This is a genomic window from Dokdonia sp. LLG6352-1, assembly GCF_045055815.1.
Lineage (GTDB): Bacteria > Bacteroidota > Bacteroidia > Flavobacteriales > Flavobacteriaceae > Dokdonia > Dokdonia donghaensis.
The window spans coordinates 2,102,434-2,122,914 of record NZ_CP159329.1 but is presented as its reverse complement, the minus strand read 5'-3'; the positions used below and the strand labels follow the sequence as shown (position 1 = coordinate 2,122,914).

Annotated in this window: 17 protein-coding genes and 1 other RNA gene; 6 read left to right on the top strand and 12 right to left on the bottom strand. The window is 38.1% G+C overall.

Annotated features, from left to right (window positions below; genetic code table 11):
- Nucleotides 1-45: 45 nt before the first annotated feature.
- Nucleotides 46-144, bottom strand: an RNA gene (gene ffs / locus ABVM49_RS09545) — signal recognition particle sRNA small type.
- Between the two features lie 84 nt (nt 145-228).
- Between ffs and ABVM49_RS09540 the strand changes: the two genes are divergently transcribed.
- The 3 genes from ABVM49_RS09540 (at nt 229) to ABVM49_RS09530 (ending at nt 3,721) form a co-directional block, all read left to right on the top strand.
- A complete protein-coding gene (locus ABVM49_RS09540) occupies nt 229-1,290 on the top strand; it encodes a glutaminyl-peptide cyclotransferase (protein WP_405201657.1) in 1,062 nt (353 codons plus the stop codon).
- Nucleotides 1,291-1,381: 91 nt separating this feature from the next.
- Nucleotides 1,382-2,125 (top strand): carboxypeptidase-like regulatory domain-containing protein, encoded by a 744-nt coding sequence (locus ABVM49_RS09535; RefSeq protein ID WP_405201656.1) that lies wholly within the window; start codon nt 1,382-1,384, stop codon nt 2,123-2,125.
- A gap of 42 nt (nt 2,126-2,167) precedes the next feature.
- The gene (locus ABVM49_RS09530) at nt 2,168-3,721 is read left to right on the top strand and encodes a hypothetical protein (protein ID WP_405201655.1); all 1,554 of its coding nucleotides are present in this window, start codon (nt 2,168-2,170) and stop codon (nt 3,719-3,721) included.
- A 1-nt stretch (nt 3,722) separates the two neighbouring features.
- On the opposite strand, the gene ABVM49_RS09525 is transcribed toward ABVM49_RS09530, so the two are convergent.
- The 3 genes from ABVM49_RS09525 to smpB form a co-directional block, all read right to left on the bottom strand.
- Nucleotides 3,723-6,200, bottom strand: a complete 2,478-nt coding sequence (locus tag ABVM49_RS09525) for a DUF5686 and carboxypeptidase regulatory-like domain-containing protein (RefSeq protein ID WP_405201654.1) — start codon at nt 6,198-6,200, stop codon at nt 3,723-3,725.
- Nucleotides 6,201-6,227: 27 nt separating this feature from the next.
- Nucleotides 6,228-6,962 (bottom strand): hypothetical protein, encoded by a 735-nt coding sequence (locus ABVM49_RS09520; RefSeq protein WP_405201652.1) that lies wholly within the window; start codon nt 6,960-6,962, stop codon nt 6,228-6,230.
- Nucleotides 6,963-7,041: 79 nt separating this feature from the next.
- Nucleotides 7,042-7,503 (bottom strand): SsrA-binding protein SmpB, encoded by a 462-nt coding sequence (smpB, locus tag ABVM49_RS09515; protein WP_021778605.1) that lies wholly within the window; start codon nt 7,501-7,503, stop codon nt 7,042-7,044.
- 173 nt (nt 7,504-7,676) lie between these two features.
- Here smpB and ABVM49_RS09510 point away from each other — a divergent pair, with 173 nt between their 5' ends.
- A complete protein-coding gene (locus ABVM49_RS09510) occupies nt 7,677-8,426 on the top strand; it encodes a DUF6503 family protein (protein ID WP_405201651.1) in 750 nt (249 codons plus the stop codon).
- Here the strand turns inward: ABVM49_RS09510 and ABVM49_RS09505 are convergent.
- The 7 genes from ABVM49_RS09505 to ABVM49_RS09475 form a co-directional block, all read right to left on the bottom strand.
- Nucleotides 8,423-8,956 carry a SixA phosphatase family protein gene (locus ABVM49_RS09505; protein WP_405201650.1) on the bottom strand — a complete coding sequence of 178 codons (534 nt, stop codon included), beginning with the start codon at nt 8,954-8,956 and terminating at the stop codon, nt 8,423-8,425. The genes ABVM49_RS09510 and ABVM49_RS09505 overlap by 4 nt on opposite strands.
- Before the next feature lie 251 nt (nt 8,957-9,207).
- Nucleotides 9,208-9,339 (bottom strand): hypothetical protein, encoded by a 132-nt coding sequence (locus tag ABVM49_RS09500; protein WP_262485472.1) that lies wholly within the window; start codon nt 9,337-9,339, stop codon nt 9,208-9,210.
- A 58-nt stretch (nt 9,340-9,397) separates the two neighbouring features.
- Nucleotides 9,398-11,464: a DUF349 domain-containing protein gene (locus tag ABVM49_RS09495; protein ID WP_405201649.1), complete on the bottom strand. Its 2,067-nt coding sequence runs from the start codon at nt 11,462-11,464 to the stop codon at nt 9,398-9,400.
- 76 nt (nt 11,465-11,540) lie between these two features.
- The gene (locus ABVM49_RS09490; protein WP_405201648.1) at nt 11,541-12,329 is read right to left on the bottom strand and encodes a shikimate dehydrogenase family protein; all 789 of its coding nucleotides are present in this window, start codon (nt 12,327-12,329) and stop codon (nt 11,541-11,543) included.
- A complete protein-coding gene (locus ABVM49_RS09485; RefSeq protein ID WP_405201647.1) occupies nt 12,301-13,323 on the bottom strand; it encodes a DUF368 domain-containing protein in 1,023 nt (340 codons plus the stop codon). Before ABVM49_RS09485 ends, ABVM49_RS09490 begins: the two co-directional genes overlap by 29 nt.
- Nucleotides 13,313-14,287 carry a DUF368 domain-containing protein gene (locus ABVM49_RS09480; RefSeq protein ID WP_405201646.1) on the bottom strand — a complete coding sequence of 325 codons (975 nt, stop codon included), beginning with the start codon at nt 14,285-14,287 and terminating at the stop codon, nt 13,313-13,315. The genes ABVM49_RS09485 and ABVM49_RS09480 overlap by 11 nt, the downstream gene beginning before the upstream one ends.
- 78 nt (nt 14,288-14,365) lie before the next feature.
- Nucleotides 14,366-15,754: a tetratricopeptide repeat protein gene (locus ABVM49_RS09475; protein ID WP_405201644.1), complete on the bottom strand. Its 1,389-nt coding sequence runs from the start codon at nt 15,752-15,754 to the stop codon at nt 14,366-14,368.
- 230 nt (nt 15,755-15,984) lie between these two features.
- Between ABVM49_RS09475 and ABVM49_RS09470 the strand changes: the two genes are divergently transcribed.
- Complete coding sequence (locus tag ABVM49_RS09470) at nt 15,985-16,458, top strand: hypothetical protein (RefSeq protein WP_405201643.1); 474 nt, start codon at nt 15,985-15,987, stop codon at nt 16,456-16,458.
- On the opposite strand, the gene ABVM49_RS09465 is transcribed toward ABVM49_RS09470, so the two are convergent.
- Nucleotides 16,445-17,815 (bottom strand): hypothetical protein, encoded by a 1,371-nt coding sequence (locus ABVM49_RS09465; RefSeq protein ID WP_405201642.1) that lies wholly within the window; start codon nt 17,813-17,815, stop codon nt 16,445-16,447. The genes ABVM49_RS09470 and ABVM49_RS09465 overlap by 14 nt on opposite strands.
- 128 nt (nt 17,816-17,943) lie before the next feature.
- Here ABVM49_RS09465 and ABVM49_RS09460 point away from each other — a divergent pair, with 128 nt between their 5' ends.
- Nucleotides 17,944-20,481 (top strand): M14 family zinc carboxypeptidase, encoded by a 2,538-nt coding sequence (locus ABVM49_RS09460; RefSeq protein WP_405201641.1) that lies wholly within the window; start codon nt 17,944-17,946, stop codon nt 20,479-20,481.

Genomic DNA, 20,481 nt, shown 5'->3' with positions numbered 1-20,481 from the left:
GATTGTTATATATCATTGTCAAATTACTTGACTTGTGCGCACAAAAAAAGGCAAGCTACCTACATCACACCGCTACGACCATCTACCCTTGCTGCGTTCCCACCCTGGGGGATTCGACAGGAGCTGGTTGTGTAGGACTTGCCGCTGCAAAGATATAGCTTCTTTGAGAAGTCACAAGGTTTTTTAGCCCGATTTTTTGTTTTAAATTGCTGTAAAATTCAACAGAAAATGACAGCAAAAGCTAAGCACCTCATTCTATTCATATTACCGCTACTTTTAATCGCTTGTAGCGACACAGGTTCTCTAGATGGAAACTATACTATTACAACAGATGCACAAAAAAATGCTATCAAAAATGGTGGAGAAATAACCATCTCGCTTAAAGCGAAAAAAAATATCGCCTTTGACTCTGTTTCATACGCTTTTGACGGGAAGCGCATAGGTTCAAGTAACGGTCTTGAGGGGCTCACCACTACCCTATCTTCTCAAAAACTTGGGCAACGCGAGTTGAGTGCTACTATTTATGCCGGAGGAGAAAGTACGACCACCACACAAAAACTAAACATTTTACATACAAAAGCGCCAAAAGTATATGGCTATAAAATCATAAACAGATACCCACACCAGACAGATGCCTATACACAGGGGCTAGAATTTGTAGGTGATACACTATATGAAAGCAATGGTAGTTATGGCGAGTCTAACCTGAGAAAAGTAGACTACAAAACTGGAAAAGTACTTAAGGAAGAAAAACTAGACAAGGCATACTTTGCCGAAGGGATGACCATTATAGGAGATAATATATACCAGCTTACCTGGAAGGGTAATACTGGCTTTATTTACAACCGTAATACATTTGAGACTACCGGAACTTTTACCTACAATAAAAGTAGAGAAGGCTGGGGACTTGCAAATGACGGTAAAGTAATTTACAAGTCTGATGGAACTAGTAAAATCTGGACCTTAGACCCTTCTAATCTATCTGAACAATCGTATATAGAGCCTACTGACAATACAAAGGTTACTAGCAAACTCAACGAACTAGAATGGGTAAATGGTAAAATATATGCAAACAATTATCAAGTAGACCTTATCTCTATAATTGACCCTACAACAGGGGCGCTAGAAGGTCTTATTGATTTACGCACGCTCAAAAACGAAGTGCAAAAACTTACAGATCCAGCAAATGAGGTACTTAATGGTATTGCCTATAAAGCAAACGAGGGGCGCCTTTTTGTAACCGGTAAACACTGGAACACACTTTTTGAAATAGAGATTGTAGAAAAATAGGTCGTTCACTCACCACAACAGCCCGTTTACTCATTTATGATACTGGCAAGGTGCTTGATTAACTAGATTTACATCAGTTAATCAAGACATTATGAAAAAGCCTATTGCCATCACCATCCCAAAACCTTGTCACGAAGACTGGGCAAAAATGACACCTGTACAGCAAGGTAAACACTGCGCTGTATGCAGCAAAGAGGTTGTAGACTTTACAGCCTTTACTAAGGATGCCCTGTATAAACGCGTCACTAAAGTCGATCATCTTTGTGGTCGTTTTAGAAAAGACCAGCTCGATACACCCATCTATGCAACGCGTGATAAAGGCAGGAGCTTTGCTCAAGCAGCAGCGGCACTACTTGTCCCTATGGCAATGCTTTCGGTTGCAGAGGCATCTGGACAGGCTACACCTGAGACTATTATTATGGGTGATATTGCACCGGTAGAACTTCCTATAAAAAAATATGATAGTTTGGGTATAGGTACGCTTTCGCGAAAGCAAAATACACCGCAGAAACTCATTACAATCACTGGTACTGTAACAGACTACAATGGTCCTCTTGCCGGTGTAAACATAAGCGTAGAAGGGACCTCTAGAAATTACAAAACAGACCTAAATGGCAACTATAGTTTAAATGTGTTTTCTGGGGAGATAATAACTTACAGCTATCTAGGTTTTGAAAATCGAGAAATAAAAGTAGGTTCACAACTGGAGATTAATGTAAACTTTAAAAAAGAAGAGCGTGGCCTTCCTCAAATTATTATGGGCAGAGTAAGCACAAAAAGCCACAAGCAGCTAGAAAAAGAACTACGCCAAAAGAAAAAAAACAAGAAGCAATAACACCGCTCTTAAAAAGTTATATTTGTTACAAACTATAACTTAATGCGCAGTCTCTACTTTCTTATTGCGCTTGCCGGTATAATTACGGTAAGCTCTTGCCGTAATGATTTTGAAACCACTCCTAGTACAGGTAATCTAGAATTCTCAAGAGATACCATTTTTCTTGATACGGTATTTACAAACATAGGCTCTAGCACGTATAACCTTAAGGTGTATAATCGCAGCGATGAGGCAATCTCTATACCATCTGTACGACTAGGTCGTGGTCAAGACTCAGACTATAGACTTAATGTAGATGGTATAGCTGGCAAAGAATTTGAAGAAGTAGAAATTCTCGCAAACGACAGTATTTTTGTTTTTGTAGAGACCACACTAGATATCAATGAAGTAGGCAATGCCTCTGAAGAGTTTTTATATACAGACGCTATAGAATTTAATAGCGTGGGTACAACACAAAATGTAGAACTCGTAACGCTTGTAAAGGATGCCATTTTTCTATTTCCGGAGCGTGATGGTGCTACAGGTATGGTAGAAACACTTACTGTAAATAATGTAGAAACTACACTAGAAGGACGTTACCTTATGGACGACGAACTTACTTTTACAAATGATAAACCTTACGTAATATACGGTTATATGGCTGTAGGTGATCCAAATGGTTCAACAGCAAAAACCTTAACGATAGAAGCTGGAGCCAGAGTGCATTTTCACGCAGATAGTGGTTTACTCATAGCAGATAATGCAACACTAGCTATAAATGGTGCACTAAGCGCAGATCCCATAGCGCTAGAGAATGAAGTGATTTTTGAAAGTGATAGACTAGAGCCTGCATTTTCTAATGTGCCTGGCCAGTGGGGAACTATCTTGCTTACAGATGGTAGTGTAAATAACACGATAAACTATGCAACCATAAAAAATGCAACTGTAGGTATACTTAATGAGGCGAGCCCTAACGCCGCTTCACCTAGCCTCACTCTTACTAACTCTCAGATTTATAACGCCTCTGCTGTAGGCTTACTTAATAGATTTACCTCTGTTGAGGCTTCAAATACGGTAATTAACAACTGCGGGCAATTCTCTATGCTGGTACAACTAGGCGGTATTTACAATTTTACACACTGTACCTTTACAAACTACTGGACGCAAAGCTTTAGAGATACCCCTGCTGTATTTTTAGACAACACCTTACAAACGCAAGAAACCTTACTCGTAGGAGACCTTGCTCAAGCTAATTTTACTAATTGTATAGTGTACGGTAATCAAGGCGAAGAAATAGGCTTTAACCAAGATACAGCTGCAAATTTCAATTTTAAATTTACAAACTCACAAATACGATTTGATGATGTTTTTGGTGATTTTATAGGGGAGCCACTTTATGATTTTACAAATGTAAATTTATATCAAGATATCATACGTGGTGAAGAACCAGACTTTTTACTCCCCACAGAAAATATGTTACAAGTAGGTGAAGATACTGCTGGTAACGGTTTTGGTTTACAGAGCGCTGCAAATGCAGTTCCTACAGATATTATTGGGACTAACAGAACACTGGCTCCAGATATAGGTGCTTATGAGAGCATCCTTTTTCCAGAATAAATTATAGACTCAAGCCTATAAGAAAAGTACCCTTATTTCCTCCTAGTGCACCTTGACCATAAACGTAGTCTACACGCAGTAATCTAAACTTACCCCAGCCTACATTGCTTAAACCTACATTAAACTCACGATACAGTCTTTGGTCTTGAGTACCTAAAAGATGTGCGCCGGCTACAAGGTTAAAATTGAGTTTATTTATACCTGGTATTTTACCTAGAATCCAACCTTTAAAATTGTGCTCTGCGTGTGCCTCAAAGTAACCGGTATTTGTACTGCGCTCATAATAAGGCAAGACATTAAACCTATTTATAGCACCAGGCTCAAAGAGCACTGTCTCATTACCATTAAAGTGCTGCCTATCTACAAAACTTATCTCTTCTCCAGTGCCCAAAAATGTACCTGCACGCAAATCATATGATAACCTACCTTTATTACCCACATTAAACTCTTGCTGAGCAACAACGCGCAATTGATCAAAATTATAATCGGCTACCGAGGCTCCAAAGCCTTTCTCATATACTAGCGTTATAGCTGGATATCTTTCAGACTGTACATTAAACTTTCCGCTAGGGTAACTATAATATTTTTGCCCAAAGTTTATCGTTGCACTTGTAAAAAACTTCCCTATGCGATGTGTTGTGATTGCAGCGCTCCCGTTACTTGATGGAGCTAGAGGATTATTGCTGGTAAACTCGCGATCATCACTAGGAAAAAATGTTTGATCTGTCGTATTAAAAACAGGATTACGTTTCTCATAAGCTAGAATTGCATTTACTCGTAAACCATTAACGAGCTCTTGCCCGTAGCCTATTTGTGCAAATTCTTTTTCGTAATACTTAGCAAAATTTTTCTCTCTAAGGAGTGAGTATGCAGTATTAAATATAGGGCGTATAGGTTCGGCGTTATTAAACTGTTGTAGATCTACACCTCCTGTAAGGCTCACCACTGCCCTATTTGTTCTATTAAAACGCCTTGTTATTCCTAAGGTATAACGCAGTTGGTCTTCAGAAAAGCCGTAATTCGCTTTCGCGAAAGCGTAAAAAGTCTTTGTATAATCATCATCACTCCAGTTTGAATAACTGGCTTGCAGGCTACCATTCCAGCCCTGTACGGTATTGAACTGAATAGCCTGTAAAGGTGAAGAAACTCCCACTCTCCATCTATTATATGTGTCTGTATAATCGTACCCAAAAATAGGTGAGGTTATCTTAAAACGATTACCACGTGCATCTATACTATCTAGGTACTTCTTTGATTTTCTAATGACCTGTATGCTATCCTTTTTCACATAATCTTCTTGCTCTAACAGTGTGAGTGGTACTGGGCGTCTTTGATCCCAGAAGGTACTGTCTTTTTTGTTTGCATTTTGAGAAAAAGACAAGATCTCTGCCGAAAATGAGTCTTTGCCAAATGCGGGTTTGAAATTATAATCTGAGTAACCAGCTGTAAATCTCCCGTCACCTTTAAGCCCTAAAAATCCAAAACTAAAATCTATGACCTGAGAGATTTTCACCCACTGCTTAAGCTCGTCCTCATATTTAAAATTCTGTTTAAAATTAAGAGATTCTATAAAAGGCACTTGTATGGCGGCACCATCTGTATGTAAATCTACACCGTACAATTGCCAGCTATCTTCTACTATATAAATGGTGCCTGTAAACACACGGTCATTAACACGTCTAGGTGTTACAGTTACCTTATTTATGAGCTGGTTGTTTTCATAAAAGGTACCTTCTAGGGTGTATTTGTAATAAGCAAACGCATTTGAAGCGATGGGTGATACGATTTGAGCATTGAGATTTAATGTATTTTCATAAAAAGAAAAATTTGCATCACTAGCGGTATTAAAGCTAAAACCGTTGTCATCACCACTTACCTTACTTGCCACAATAACCTCACTAAAGTTATCTGGACGCTGGTATTTTATATCTGATATAGTCTCACTAAGATAGATAATACCAGTACGTGTGGAATCTAGACCACCACCCAGATCACCTACTTCTTGCCCTAGTATTTTATCTGGAGCATCTTGTACTTGCCATAGCCCACGAGAGTAAAACTTTGCAGTATACTCTCCTATGACGTCAAGATTCTTCTTTCGGTTTGCTATGGTTGCACGTATTATTCTATCGGCAGGGTTGACACCTGCTTCAACAATAACTTCATCTAGAGAGGTTGTTGCCTCTATCATTACAATGTCTAAGACTACTTGTGGCGACCCTATCTCAACCGTACGTGTGATGGTCTCAAAACCTAAAAATTGAAAAACCACGACCATCTTCTTACCTTGATCTTCTCTTTCTAGAAGGAGCTCGTAAGCCCCATCACCATTTGTAGTAGTTCCTCTATTTGAGTTTTCTATGTATACGTTTACAAATGGGAGTTGCTCTCCATTTTGGCTTGTCACAACACCTGTAATTTGTGCTGTGAGGGTTGATGAAAACAGTGTTAGGAAAATGATAAAGTAATGTGAACGCATATGCTGATTTTTGACTTGATGAAATGTTTACTCTTTTACAAGCCTAAGATACTGCTCACAGAGCCAAAGCTGTACCTGCAACTCATTTTCTTGATGCGCTTTACTTTGAAACTCTGGTAGATCTACCAGGTAATTTACAAACTGTTTAAGCTCATCTTGTGTAAGCTCAAAACGTTCTCTCAAAAACTGTGCATATTTTTCCATCATAAGGTCATATGCTGCTATTTCTTTATCTATAGCCACATATTTTTTGAGTCTTTTGGTACGACCGCTTATAGCATTTATAATAGGGTCCAGCTGGAGACTACCCCCTAGAAGACCTAGTAGATGAACTGGTTTAAAATCACCAGCAGTTTGTAGCCTGCGCTCATTTGTGGTGGGGATGGGGCGCTCTCCTTGTATAATCCCCACGCTTTGAACGGTGATTTTATCACTACTATTTAAAACGACTTCATCAAGGGTGTTCTCTTTTTCTTTAAGTGTTATATTTAAAAATGGATGTGATGCCAGCTCTTCAAAGATTACAACATATTGATCTCTGGCACTTAAGTGAGTAACAAGTAATACGTCACCTTTATTTACAGCCATCACAAAACGGCCATCACTATCTGTAGTAATACTTTGTTGCGAGTTAAGATTATTTACGTGTGCGCCTTCTAGTTTAAAGTCGCCTATTTTAACCTCTCCTTGGGTAGATAGTGGGAACTGGGCAAGGCATACCTGAGCACAGCATAAAAAGAGAACAAAAAGCCTAATGACCATAAGAAGATTTCTAACTCAAAAAAAGCTAGAAATTTATAAAGAGCTGCCCAACAAATTGTTAAACTCTTAACTGTGGTCGTTAATTATTAAAAGCCTTTTTAATTCTATCAAGATTTTTCTTGTTGTCACGATCCTTAATGGTCTCGCGCTTGTCGTAGGTTTTCTTACCCTTAGCTAGTGCAATCTCGAGTTTTGCAAAACCCTTCTCATTTGTAAAAAGTCTTAAGGGCACAATGGTAAGACCAGATTTATTAACCTCACGCTCCCATTTTTTAAGTTCGCGCTTGTTAAGAAGTAACTTGCGCTCACTCTTAGGGTTATGATTAAAGTAAGTAGCGTGTGAGTACTCTTGTACGGTCATATTAATTACAAACATCTCCCCTTGATCATTAAACTCACAAAAACTTTCGGCTATAGAGGCTTTACCCTCTCTTATAGCCTTAATCTCTGTACCAGCAAGTACAATACCTGCAACGAGCCTATCAAGTATCTCGTATTCAAAACGAGCTTTTCTGTTCTTTATGTTTACCGTATTTGACATTCTTACAAAGATACAATGTTACACGATTAATACTCATTTACACTCTTAAAAAATACTAATGCACAGCCCGTCTTGAGCACTTTTAAAATTATGGATTGTATTTTTGCATCCCTTTCATATAAATGTAAGCACATCTATTATTCCTCGACTATATCCTCCATATAACTAGTATTATGCACAGATTATTTTATATCGCCTTTTTATTACTACTTGCTACAAGTTGTACAACGCCAGCGCCTACTGCACAAGAGATTATAGATAAGGCAATCGCCGCGTCTGGTGGCGAGGTAATTGCAAACTCTAGCATACATTTTAAATTTAGAAAGTATTACTATAGAGCTACTAGAAAAGACGGGTTGAGAACATTAGAACGTTGCACAGACGCTGCTTGTCAAGTACAACAGGATGTTATAAAAAATAATGGGGAGTTTGTACGCTTTCGCGAAAGCGCACCTACACCCCTTCCAGATAGTATGAAAAATCGCTATGCAAATAGTGTTAATTCTGTACACTACTTTTCTGTATTACCTTATGGTCTTAATGACCCAGCGGTGCGTAAATCACTTGTAGATGAAAGCGTTGTAAAAGGAGAGCCTTACTACCGCATCAAGGTAACTTTTGCCCAAGAAGGTGGTGGTGAAGATTTTCAAGATGAGTATATGTACTGGATACACAAAAACCGCTACACGGTAGACTATCTTGCATATAATTACCAAACCGCAGAAGGTGGGACACGTTTTAGAGAGGCTTACAACGAGCGCATTATAAACGGCATACGCTTTGTAGATTATCGCAATTACAAGCCAGAAGAGCAGTATCCACCATTGCAAACACTAGATGCACTTTATGAAAACAATAATCTTGATTTACTTAGCATTATTGAACTAGAGGATGTGGAGGTATCTAGTTGTCCCGCTTGCTAGTCTATAACTAGCGCTTCTTTTTTCTTAACCAGATCTTTACCTTCTCCCGCAAGCTGCACGTGGTAGAGATGAAAATACTCAGACTCGTCTATTTCTTTAAACGCGTCTGGCTCACCGTAGACAGCATTTGCAAAGTTTGGTGTTGTATTACTGTGGCCTACTACCACAACATTAAGTCCCGTAGTCGCAAGTTTAAAAGCTTCGTCGTTTAAAGCTCTGGGATCATATTTTTTTATAGCTAGGCTATTTGCCTTTGCCGTAGGCTCTGCCGTGCGCATAGTACGTAAATAGTTTGTAGAGTAAACAGCATCTATATCCTTATCTGTAAAAAAATCTTTCCAGCGCTCTGCTCGCGCCTCTCCTTCTGGAGTGAGATCTGGATTACTATTAGACGGATCACTTAGCACTTTTTCGGCGTGACGAATGAAGTAATAATTAGTCACCTGCTCGGTAGTTGCGTTGTTTTTCTTCTGTCCATCACAGCCTACAGAGACGGTAATTAATACGAGTAATACTAAGAGTTTGCGCATCTTTAAAATTATTTTATACTCAAATATACATTTTTGTAAGGTCTTCTCTTTCTTAGCGACTTATATTATGTCATTCGCCCTTATATGCGTGACAGATAAAAAAATCTGCTATGAAAGAGCAAAATCCGTTTCTTATTAAGAAACGGATTTTGTGTTTTAATACATTAAGGAGTATTACGCTTTCGCGAAAGCGTGAAAAGAAAAAACACAGCTTGATGAAGGCTGTGTTTTTTTAGTTTGTCTGATTTACTCTACATTGAGAAATACTGTACCAGTGTGTAGGCAGAAATGAAAAATGTTGAGAGGACTACATATATCCCCAAAATGGTGTTTCTTCCCTGTCTAGGATCTCGTGCTGTTGCTGTTTTTGCTTGCGTTTTCATAATATCTGTTTTTATTGATTGATACTATAAAGACGAAGCACGAGGGCAATTGTTACAATTATGCTTCAGAATTATCTTCAGAAGTCTCATTTTGAGCATTTTCTGCGGCTTCTTGAGCAGCAGCTGCCTCCTCTTCGGCTTTTTGATTTTGAGCTACTAAGGTTTTTATCTTACGTAGTTTTGAAGTCCATACATTAAGTTCTTCTTTATGACGTGCAATGTTTTTATGCACCTCTACTACCATCGGGTTATCGTCTGCCACGTGCTGGAAGAAACCTAGATTGTTCTCTAGCTGGTTAATCTCTGCTTTAGTCTCATCTATTTTCTTTCTAATAAAGAAACGTTCCTTTTCTATAGCGCGGTCATCTGCTCCGCCTGCCATAATTTGCACACGGTTTTCATACTTAATGAGCTCTGCTTCTTTCTTGTCTATATCAAGTTGTTTAAAGAGGCCGTCTAGTACTTTATTAAAGTCTTGATCTATATTCTTTTTTGAATAAGGAACACGACCTATACCTTTCCACTGGTCTATAAATTCTTTAATAGTCGCAAGGTCTGCGGTGCGCTCACCCGTCATCTTTGTTTCCTTAACAGTATTCATTAAGGCCTGTTTTTTATCAAAGTTTTCTTGCTCGCCTGCACTTGCCTGCTTTTTAGAATCTTTAAGACGGTCAAAAAAGTGATTACAAGCATCTTTAAACTGCTTCCATACCTTATCGCTCTCTTTACGTGGTACGTGACCTACCTTTTTCCAGTCTGCCTGTATGCGCTTCATCACATCTAGCGTTCCCTTTATATCATCGCTATCTTTGTGTTCTTCGGCTATTTTTACAAGCTCTTTCTTTTTTGCAAGGTTATCGTACTGCTCTTGTTTTTGAGATTTATAGAAGCCATTCTTTTTCTGGTTAAAAAGCTTTGTAGCTGCTTTAAAAGATGCCCAGGTGTCTTCATTATTTTCTTTTGGGACTTTACCTGCCTTAAAGAATTGCTCGCGTAGTGCTTCTACTTTTTTAATCTTCTCTTGTACGCTCTTGTGAGATTTAATATCATCTTGTGCTACTTCATTAATTTGCGCTATGATATCATTTTTAGTCTCAAGATTCTTCACCCATACGAGCTCTATCTCCTTTTGCTTTTCATCACGAGCATCGTGTATTTTTTTTGTAGCAGCGCTAAATTTATCCCAGATAGCGTCACTGTGCTCACGTGCTACAGGACCTATTTCCTCCTTCCACATACGGTGTAGGAGTTGTAGTTCTTTAAAAGCCTTATTAATGTTAGGCTCTGCTCCAAGCTCCTCTGCTCTTTCTATAAGAAGTAGTTTTTTATCTAGGTTTTCTTTAAAGTGTTTATCTCTAAAGTCACGGTTAAGGTGCAGCAGTTCATAAAACGCATCTACGTGAAAATAGTAGTCATTCCACACAAGGTTATAACGATCTCTCGGTATGTTACCCGCATTATTCCAGCGCTCTTGTATTTCTTTAAATTTATTAAATGTCGTGTTTACACTCTCAGCCCCACCTAGCTCATTGCGCAAAGCTTTTACTTCATCAATAAGAGATTGTCGCTCTGCAAGGTTTGCATTTTGATCTTTACGCTTGCGCTCATAAAACTCTTGGCGCTTGTTTCTATACTCATAGTATACCTCATTATATGCCTTTTTAAGTGGCGAGAAGTATCTAAAATCTATAATGTTACCACCTTCCTCTAGAAAAGCAGCCTTAGCCTCTTCTTGCTCTTTATCAAACTGAGCATTTATAACTGTACTTATCTCCTCTACGTGTTCTTTTATAGCGGTTACTTTCTCACTTTTAATAAGCGATTGTAACTCCTCTATAAGCTCTTCTTTTGTAAGAGTTGCATAGTCTTTTTTAGGGATTTCTTTTACCACTGGAGCAGCCGGTGCCACTTCTGTAGTTTCTGGTGTTGCAGCAGCCTGATCTGGAGAAGCAACTTCTTCTGCATCAATCTCAGATGCTACCTCAGCGTCATCTGGAAGTTCTGTAGCATTTGCTTCTGCCGCCAGTGCTTCTATTTCATCATTCATAGTGCGATCTGTTGCTGGCGCTGTTTCTTCTAGATGTTCTTCTACTTTTGAGTCTTGAGGTTTCTTCTCTTCAGACATATCTTTCAATGTTAGGGTTCTAATTTATGAGGAGTAAATATACTATTTAGTGCGCACATAGGACAATAATCTAGTGCTAGCTATTCCAGATGCTCCAAGAGGCCTCTGCTTGCAATTCTAACATTCTAAATCCGTTTATAATTTGAGCACCTTGCTGCAATGCTTTTGTAAGAAAAGTAGATTGCTCAGGATTATAAATAAGGTCAAAAGCTATATGAGAATCACCTATATATTGATACGGTATCGCTGGCGCCATCTCAACCTCGGGAAAAGTTCCTACGGGTGTTGTATTTACTATAAAGGTGTGATCTTTTATAATTTGCTCATTGAGATCTTCATATTGTAATGAGTTATTAGAACGCTTTCGCGAAACAAAGGTGCTCTCTACCCCTAGCTGTTGCATTGCATAATGCACGGCTTTTGACGCCCCTCCAGTACCTAAAATCAAACATTTATAAGAAGATGCTGAAAGAACTGTCTCGTCAAAATCAGAAAAATGACTCTCACCAAAACGTTCTAATAATGAATCTCTAAAACCTACATAATCTGTATTATACCCCGTAAGTGTGCCATCATCTTCTGTCTTTACGGTATTTACAGCACCTATAGCAGCAGCGTGTGTGTCAAGCCTATTTAAAAATGGAATAATATCCTGCTTGTAAGGAATAGTAACATTGTAACCTATTGCAGATTGCACTAGGAGTACCTCGTGTAAAGCCTTTGCATCTGGCACATCAAAATTTACATATTGTGCATTAATTTGAAGCCTATCAAACTTTTCCTTAAAGTATCCTCTAGAAAATGAATATCCTATATCCTTACCAAAAAGGCCATATTTATTTACTTTGTCTTGTTCTCTCTCCATATTTACCTAGTGCAACAATCATAAAGATACCAGCGAGTATAAAAAATATAGCAAGCACATTTTCTATATTAAAAGCTGTGGGTAAATAACGATCGTAATTATCTAAAATTGGGGTTCCGTTTATATCTAGTGCAATCTCTCCCGATAGATCGCGCTCAAAGACTTCTGTTTTCCAAGGCCATACAACACCTAGCGAACCTATTATGAACCCAAGTATAGCAGCGTTAGTAGCCCACTTAAACTTTTTTAATAAAAAAGTTAAGAAGTGCGATATCGTCACTAGCCCTGTAAGTGAGCCTAAGGCAAAAACAGCAAGCACTGTAAGGAGTCGCATATGTATAGGGTCATCTATAAAAGAAAAGTCTCCAGAAAATGTTTTTGTAATCGTTACAAATAATGCGTTTACAGAATCTACAAGCAGTAGTACATAATTACCTAATAAGATAAGTATAAAGGAACCAGAGAGGCCTGGTAATGTCATCCCAGAAACACCTATAATACCACAAATAAATACAAAGAGAAGATTATCATTTTCTTGTGCGGGCTCCATAAGACTTATAGCTACACCAAAAACAACCCCCGAAATAAGCATTACAATATTGCGATTAGTCCACTCTTCAAAATCTTTACCTATATAATAGATAGAACCTATTATCATACCAAAGAAAGCACTCCACACTAACAAGGGGTAATTTCTTATAGCTAGATCTAGTAATAATGAAACACTAAAATAACTTATGAGCATTCCTAAAATAAGGAGTCCTAAAAATCGTCCATTTATGTATTGCCAGAAACTACGAAACCGCCCTCCAAAAAGTAGTCGTAAAGCTTTTCCATTTACCTTTTGGAGCGAATAAATAAACTCTTCATAAAATCCTGCAACATAGGCTACAACACCTCCAGATACTCCCGGAACTTTATTTGCAGCACCCATAGCAAGACCTTTAAGAACGAGCCAGAGCTTATCAGAAAGCGATCTAGTCTCAGTCTGCATATACCTTCTTTTTACCTGCTGCTCTTTCCAGCAATAGGATTAATGCAAATCCAACAATAGCAAATATCACTGCATATAGCACCTGCGGATCTCCATCAAAGTTCGACGGGAGTATACTCTTTGCCTCTATTGCAACCTCATCTCCGTGCCTATCTATGCGTGTAGATAATACTTTTTTCCAAGGCCATATTTTATTAAGAGACCCTATCATAAAACCAGTAAGTACAGCAAGTGTAATTTCTTTTTTATGCTCAAACATCCATTTGAGAATTTTTGAAAAGAGTTTGAGACCCACAATACAGCCTAAACCGAAAAGTATAATTTTCCAGATGGCACTTCTTAGCAGGGCCCAGTCTCTGGTAAGTAATGCATCTTGCGCATCTGTAATAGTACCTAGAACCATCCCATAAGAACCCAGTAATACGAGTATAAATGAACCAGAAACTCCTGGTAAAATCATTGCGATAATAGCAATACAACCAGAAACAAAATAAAACCACCACGCGTTAGGCGCTTCTGTAGGTACGGCTATTGTGATAAAATATGCTACTGCAACACCTGCTATGAGGGCAATAATAGTAGCCACATTCCATTTTGTAATTTGTTTTCCTATATAAACAATACTTGCAAGTACAAGACCAAAGAAAAAAGACCAGACTAGTATAGGGTACGATTCTAAAAGGTAAGATATAACCCTAGCAAGTGAAAGTATACTTATAGCTACTCCTAAAAATAAACTTCCTAAAAATTTAAGATTGTATTGCGCTATTGCAGCTTTTACTCCTTCCTTTTTCCAAACTTTAAAAATTCCAAAGTCTAGTTTATCTATTGTTTCTATAAGTTCTTGATAGATACCAGATATAAATGCAATGGTACCACCAGATACCCCAGGAACTACATCTGCCGCTCCCATCGCCATTCCTTTTAAGATAACAAATACGTAAGCGAGTGAAATTTTTGGCATAGGATTATTTTTAAAGTCTAAGCTAAAATACTAGCTTTCACTTTATGCACCTATTTTTAAACAAAATTTTAGAATTTGCTAGTTTGAGTGTTTCTCAATTAACTCACGCACTTCCTTCTTTGCCGCCACATAAGGAAAAAGTTCATCTATAATGATAGAAAATTCGGCATCTAGTTTTAGACCATTTTTCAAAAAGTAGCGTCCTTGTATATCACTTCCTTGCATATAATTAAGACCTGCCAGTCTAAAAGCTACCTCGGCATTTTCTGGATAAAACTCCATAGCCTGCGTTAGATTAATAACTGCAGCATTATGTTCACCTAGCTGTATAAGTATATCTGCTCTGTTTAACCAGGTATCAAGTTCATAATTACCCAGTTCTAGCGTACGGCGATACCCTTCTTCTGCCTCTTCATAAAACTTAAGCCTATGATTAATTTTTGCATAACGTTTCCAGTAAAGAACGTTATCACTATCTATATTAATAGCTTTATTTATATAGTACAGTGCCTTCTGAAAGTTGAGACGTTTTTTATAAAAATCTGTAATGGCAATCCATCCATTATCCAGTAAAGGATCTTCGTGCACACAGCGCTCAAAATGTTTTAAAGCAAGCTCATCACTACCAAGTTTATCATAGCACTTACCCATACGAAGTAATGCAAAAGACGTAGGGTCTTCAAGCTCAAGTGTAATCTGGTAATTTTCTAATGCCTCATTATAACGCCCTAATTTTTCTAGCACTTTACCTTTCTCAAGGTAAGCTCCTACAAAACGGTCATCACTTATGATGGCAAAATCATAGGCAGAAAGCGCTTTTTCATACTCCTTAAGTCCAAAATATTGTTTACCCACTTGATGCCACGCTACTTCACAATAAGGATTATTGTTTAAAAACATATTGAGGTAATCTATAGCCTCTGTATGTTGCTCCAAAAAATCAAAACAATAAATTACATTATAAAGCGCACTATAATCTTGATCATCTACCTCTAGGCATTTCATAAAATTAACCTTGGCATTTTGAAAATCTTCTATAAAAAGATATTCCATCCCTATGAGGTTATAAACATCTGCAGGATCATTAGTAAGATCTATAGCCTGCTCTAGTAAGTAAATAGCCTTTTTGTGATCATCCTGCTTGCTATAAATATTTGCCTTCTGGATAAAAACTTCTTCATTATGTGGTTCTAGCTCGTGTAGCTCTGTGAGAATTTGTTCGGCTTTTTCAAATTTATTTTCAAAGATGAAAAGCTCTGCTTTAAAAAGTCTAAGATTTGATGATGTGGGATGCTGCTCTAGACCAAGCTTTACAGCTTTTCGCGCAAGCGCAATTTTACCACTCTCGATATAGTAATTTGCAATATTCTCAAACTCCTCTGCGTCAAAAAAAAGAACATCATTAGTCTTTAACATAGACTCAAAGCGAGTGAGCGATACACTATTTCCTTCTTGGCTAAAATCCATAGGCGACATTTTAAAAATTACTCTTACTATAAATGTAATAATAGTTAAGAGTGATGTTGAGCTTCTACTACTTAGTTGTCAACATAGTAATGAACAGCCAATAATCGCGCCAAACTGAATATATGACAATCACAACGTTAACCTTCTGATTATGAGATGAAAATATATTCGCAAAAAGATTATTTGTAACATATTACATTAATTTGCATCATATCATTACAAGAAAAGTTATGAAAACCATCTTATATAAGGAGACACAATACTTTCGCTCGCTCATTATTATAATGATTATAATAACTACTTTACTCGTGGGTGTATCTGCATTTTTTAGTACGGAAGCATCTAGCGGAAGCTCTGTTTACATAGCGACGTCCCTATTATTTATTGTAATAATTATATTGTTTTATAAGCTAGATATAATTATCACAGAAAGGAATGCGATTTTAAGTTTCGGAGTGGGTCTGGTAAAAAGAAAACTCCCTGTAAACCAATTAAATCTTGAGACCGCTCAAATAGTAAAGACAACATTGCTCTGGGGAATAGGCTATAGATTTACACCTCACGGCACACTGTTTAATACACGTGTGGGTGGGGCTCTTCACATTAAAACTAAAAATAAAAGCTCAGAGTTTTTTGTAGTAACAGACCGTACTGATGCCATAAAAGAGGCTATAAAAAAAGCTCAAGGCATTAGTAATACTTAGACTTACCTAGGTAATCTTTTATAATCTCATTCCACTCAGGGCCTATGCGTAAAGCTGTTGTGTAAGGGATGGCATATAGATTTTCATAATTTGTATATCCAGATTTTAATAATTCTTCTAGATAAAAAAGAGAAGCATTAATATCTCCCTCGCGAGCACTAAGTCCTATAACTTGTATAAAAGCATCTTGGTTAGACGGGTTTACTAGTGTGCGTAAAATATTTACAAAAAGTAGTTTTTCTGGGGTGCTATTTTGTGCCTTTACAATCTCATATTGCTGCTCTACACTGTTTTGTACAAATCCTTTGAGACGTATAGCAGCCTTACGCTCTTGTTTACTGCTTGCAGTACTATCTATTTTTACATCTAGCTCATCCATCTGGTAACTCCACCAGCCTAGGTTATCAAAAAACGCCTTTTGCGTATCTTCTGCTAGGTAATACTTAAAATCTTCTGCTAGTAGACCTTCACCGTAGGTAATTACAGTACTCCTATCACGCTTAGCGCGAAAAGCTTTATTAAAACGTATTTCCTTTGCGAGTTCTTTCTGACTGTCTATATCAAGAATCTTTTTGTACTTATCTTTAAGCGCTGTCACAAAGTTATATGCATAAACGTGCTTTTGCTTTTTGTACAATAAATCTGCAAAGGCCATATCTGTATCATAAAATTGCTGCACGCGCTCTTCTTTTACGTCCTCGTCTATTAGAATGTCTGTAAGCGCTGTCGCGAGGTAACCAGATTCTGGTAAGTCGCCTCCATCATACACGTGATAACCCTTTATAAATTTATCTAAGCTATACCCTGTACCATAAGCACGTAGCTTATAAAACTGCTTACCCTCATCTGGTGAGAGTATAGACACCTTAAGTTTTGGGTTTTTACTAAGAAGCTTCTTGTCTAAAAATGCATCTCCTACCGCAATAAGACCATAAGTACTATTAGACAACTGCGCGCTGGTACTCGTCACTAAACTTGCATAGCCAAAACCCGCAAGAATGATCTTGTCACGATCTATAGCATACTCATCATAAGAGCGGTTTATCAAATCCTCCATCTGTTTTAGTGCCGGCTTTATCGTGCTATCTAGCTCATAATTTGCTCCTATAACAATACTACTAGTGAGCGCGGCACCTATAGAAAACTGTTGCGTAATGAGATCTCCCCTTCCTTTCTCATCAAAAACAAAAACTACAGGATATTTACTCTGTGCATCATAATCTCTAGGTAGATATATCGCATACGTTTTATCAGAAGTAGGGTCTTGCTTCACCTTGGGGTGCACCATACCAGGCGTAATGGCAGATTGCCCAAAAGTGATAGATGTAATAAGGAGTAAAAAATAAAAATTGCGCATACAGTATAAAATGAATATTGCAGGTATCAAAAACCGTGCACAAAATAAAGGTAGCACATTCTAAACGTTCTTTTAAGATGATTGTACAATAATTATTTCCGTATTTTTAGGAGTACAAATCAATCCAAATGAAACACAAGATTCTATTACTGACTGTGGTTTTTTACGCTTTCGCGAAAGCGTTATCACCACAACTACACGCACAAGATTATTTTACAGGCAAGTATGCTCCTTTTGACTCCGCCATCCCTTCACCTGCAGAGTTTCTGGGGTACGACATAGGCGAGCAACATACACGTCACGACCAGATTGTAGCCTACTTGCAAGAACTAGCAGAGGTATCAAACCAGGCTACAATAGCACAATACGGCAAGTCACACGAAAGCCGAAAGCTGGTGATGCTCACCATATCTACTGCAGAAAACCTTGCAAACTTGCCGGCCATTAAAAAACAACATCTCGCCTTTGTAGACACAAAGCAAAATGTGACTAATTATAATGAAGTACCCGTTTTTATACAACTAGGGTATAATGTGCACGGTAATGAACCATCAAGTTCTGAGGCGGCATTACTTACCGCATACACACTAGTAGCATCACAGCATCCAGATATTGTAAACTACCGTAAAAACAGTGTTATCTTTTTAGACCCTACCATAAACCCAGATGGTCGCGATCGCCACACACAGTGGGCAAATAGTTATAAAGGCTCACCACTAGTATCTGATAATATAGACGCAGAGCATACAGAGATGTGGCCACGTGGAAGGACAAATCACTACTGGTTTGACCTCAACAGAGACTGGTTACTCGCTATTAACCCAGAGAGCCGTGGCAAACTAGACTGGTATCACGACTGGTATCCTAACGTGGTTACAGATTTTCACGAGATGGGCACAAACAGCACACACTTCTTTGAGCCTATGTTGCCTATAGGAAGTAAAGACCCTATTATGCCTAAGGAAAATTATGAGGAGCTCAACAACCTTTTTGCGCCATACTTTTCTAGCGCGCTAGATGAGATAGGGAGTTTTTATTTTACAAAAGAAGCCTTTGACGGCACCTACCCAGGCTACGGATCTTCATATCCAGATTTACAAGGAGCGCTCGCCTTACTTTTTGAGCAAGCAAGTAGCCGTGGTCATTTACAAGACACAGATTTTGGCACCATTAGTTTTCCATTTACAATAAGAAACCAGTTTACATCTGGAATGGCTACTGTAAAGGCCGCTGTAGAGAACAAAGCAAGACTGCGAGAGTATCAACAAGAGTTCTTTAAAAGCGCCTTTAAGAAAGGAAAAACAGATCAAGCAGCCGCATACGAGTTTGGTGATCCTTATGATGCAAATAGAACAAAGGCTTTTATAGATAAACTCTTAAAGCACCGTATTAAACTATATGATAAAGGTGATGGTCGTTATGTAGTACCTACTAACCAAGCTCAAAAAAGAATGGTTCAATCATTTTTTGAAACTTATAGCACCTACCGTGATAGTGTATACTATGATGCCAGTGCGTGGTCTGTAGGTAACTTTTACAATATGCGTTATAAAGGTTTAAACAGCACACCAAGTTTAGGAGAAGAGATCACCACAACAGATAATTTAGTACGCGTAGCGCCACTTACAAAAACAAGCTATGCCTACCTTATCGATTATGATGATTATAATGCACCAGCACTACTTAATTACCTACAAAAAGAAGGACTCGTGCTTGCCACCGCTTTTAAACCATTTACAGCAAATACTACAAGTGGTATAAGGGATTTTAATTATGGTACACTTATGCTACCAGTAAGTCGTCAAGATGAGACCGAAGATGAAGTATATGACATACTAGCAGCTGCACAACAAAAATATCAAGTACCTATTTATGCGGCAAATACTGGTTTTAGCATAAAAGGAATTGATTTAGGAAGCCGCAACTTTCAAAAAATAGACGCTCCTAAGGCACTTATGGTTATAGGTAATGGTACTAGCTCTTATGAGGCTGGAGAAGTATGGCACTTGCTTGACACACGTGTGCATATGCCTATCACAAAAGTGATGATGAGCAACTTTAATCGTGTAGATTTAAGTAAGTACAACACGATAGTGATGGTGTCTGGTAACTACAACGCCATATCAGATAGACAGCAAAAAAACCTGAAAGCTTGGATTGCTCAAGGCAATACTCTTATTACTTCTGGAACTGCGAGTAGCTGGGCTATAAAATCAAAAATTGCTACGGGTAAACTCACAAAAGATAAGAAAGAAGACTCTACAAAGACCGAAGAGCGCAAACCTTATGTAAATAAAGGTCCTAACCGTGGTAAGGAGCGTCTAGGCGGAGCCATTTTTGAGGTAGATCTAGACTTAACACACCCACTCGCTTTTGGCTACAGATACAATACACTACCTGTTTATAAGAACAATAACGTGTGGTTACAACCTTCAAAAAGTGAGTATAATACCGTTGCACAATACACAGACACACCGCATATAGACGGATTTATATCTGATAAAAACTTAAATGACTATATGAAAAAGAGTGCCTCACTTATCGTTTCTCCGCAAGGTAGAGGTCGCGTAGTCCTTTTTGCAGATAATCCTAACTTTAGAGGAAGCTGGTACGGTACCAATAAACTCTTTCTTAACGCAATCTTCTTCGGGAGTTTAATAAACTAG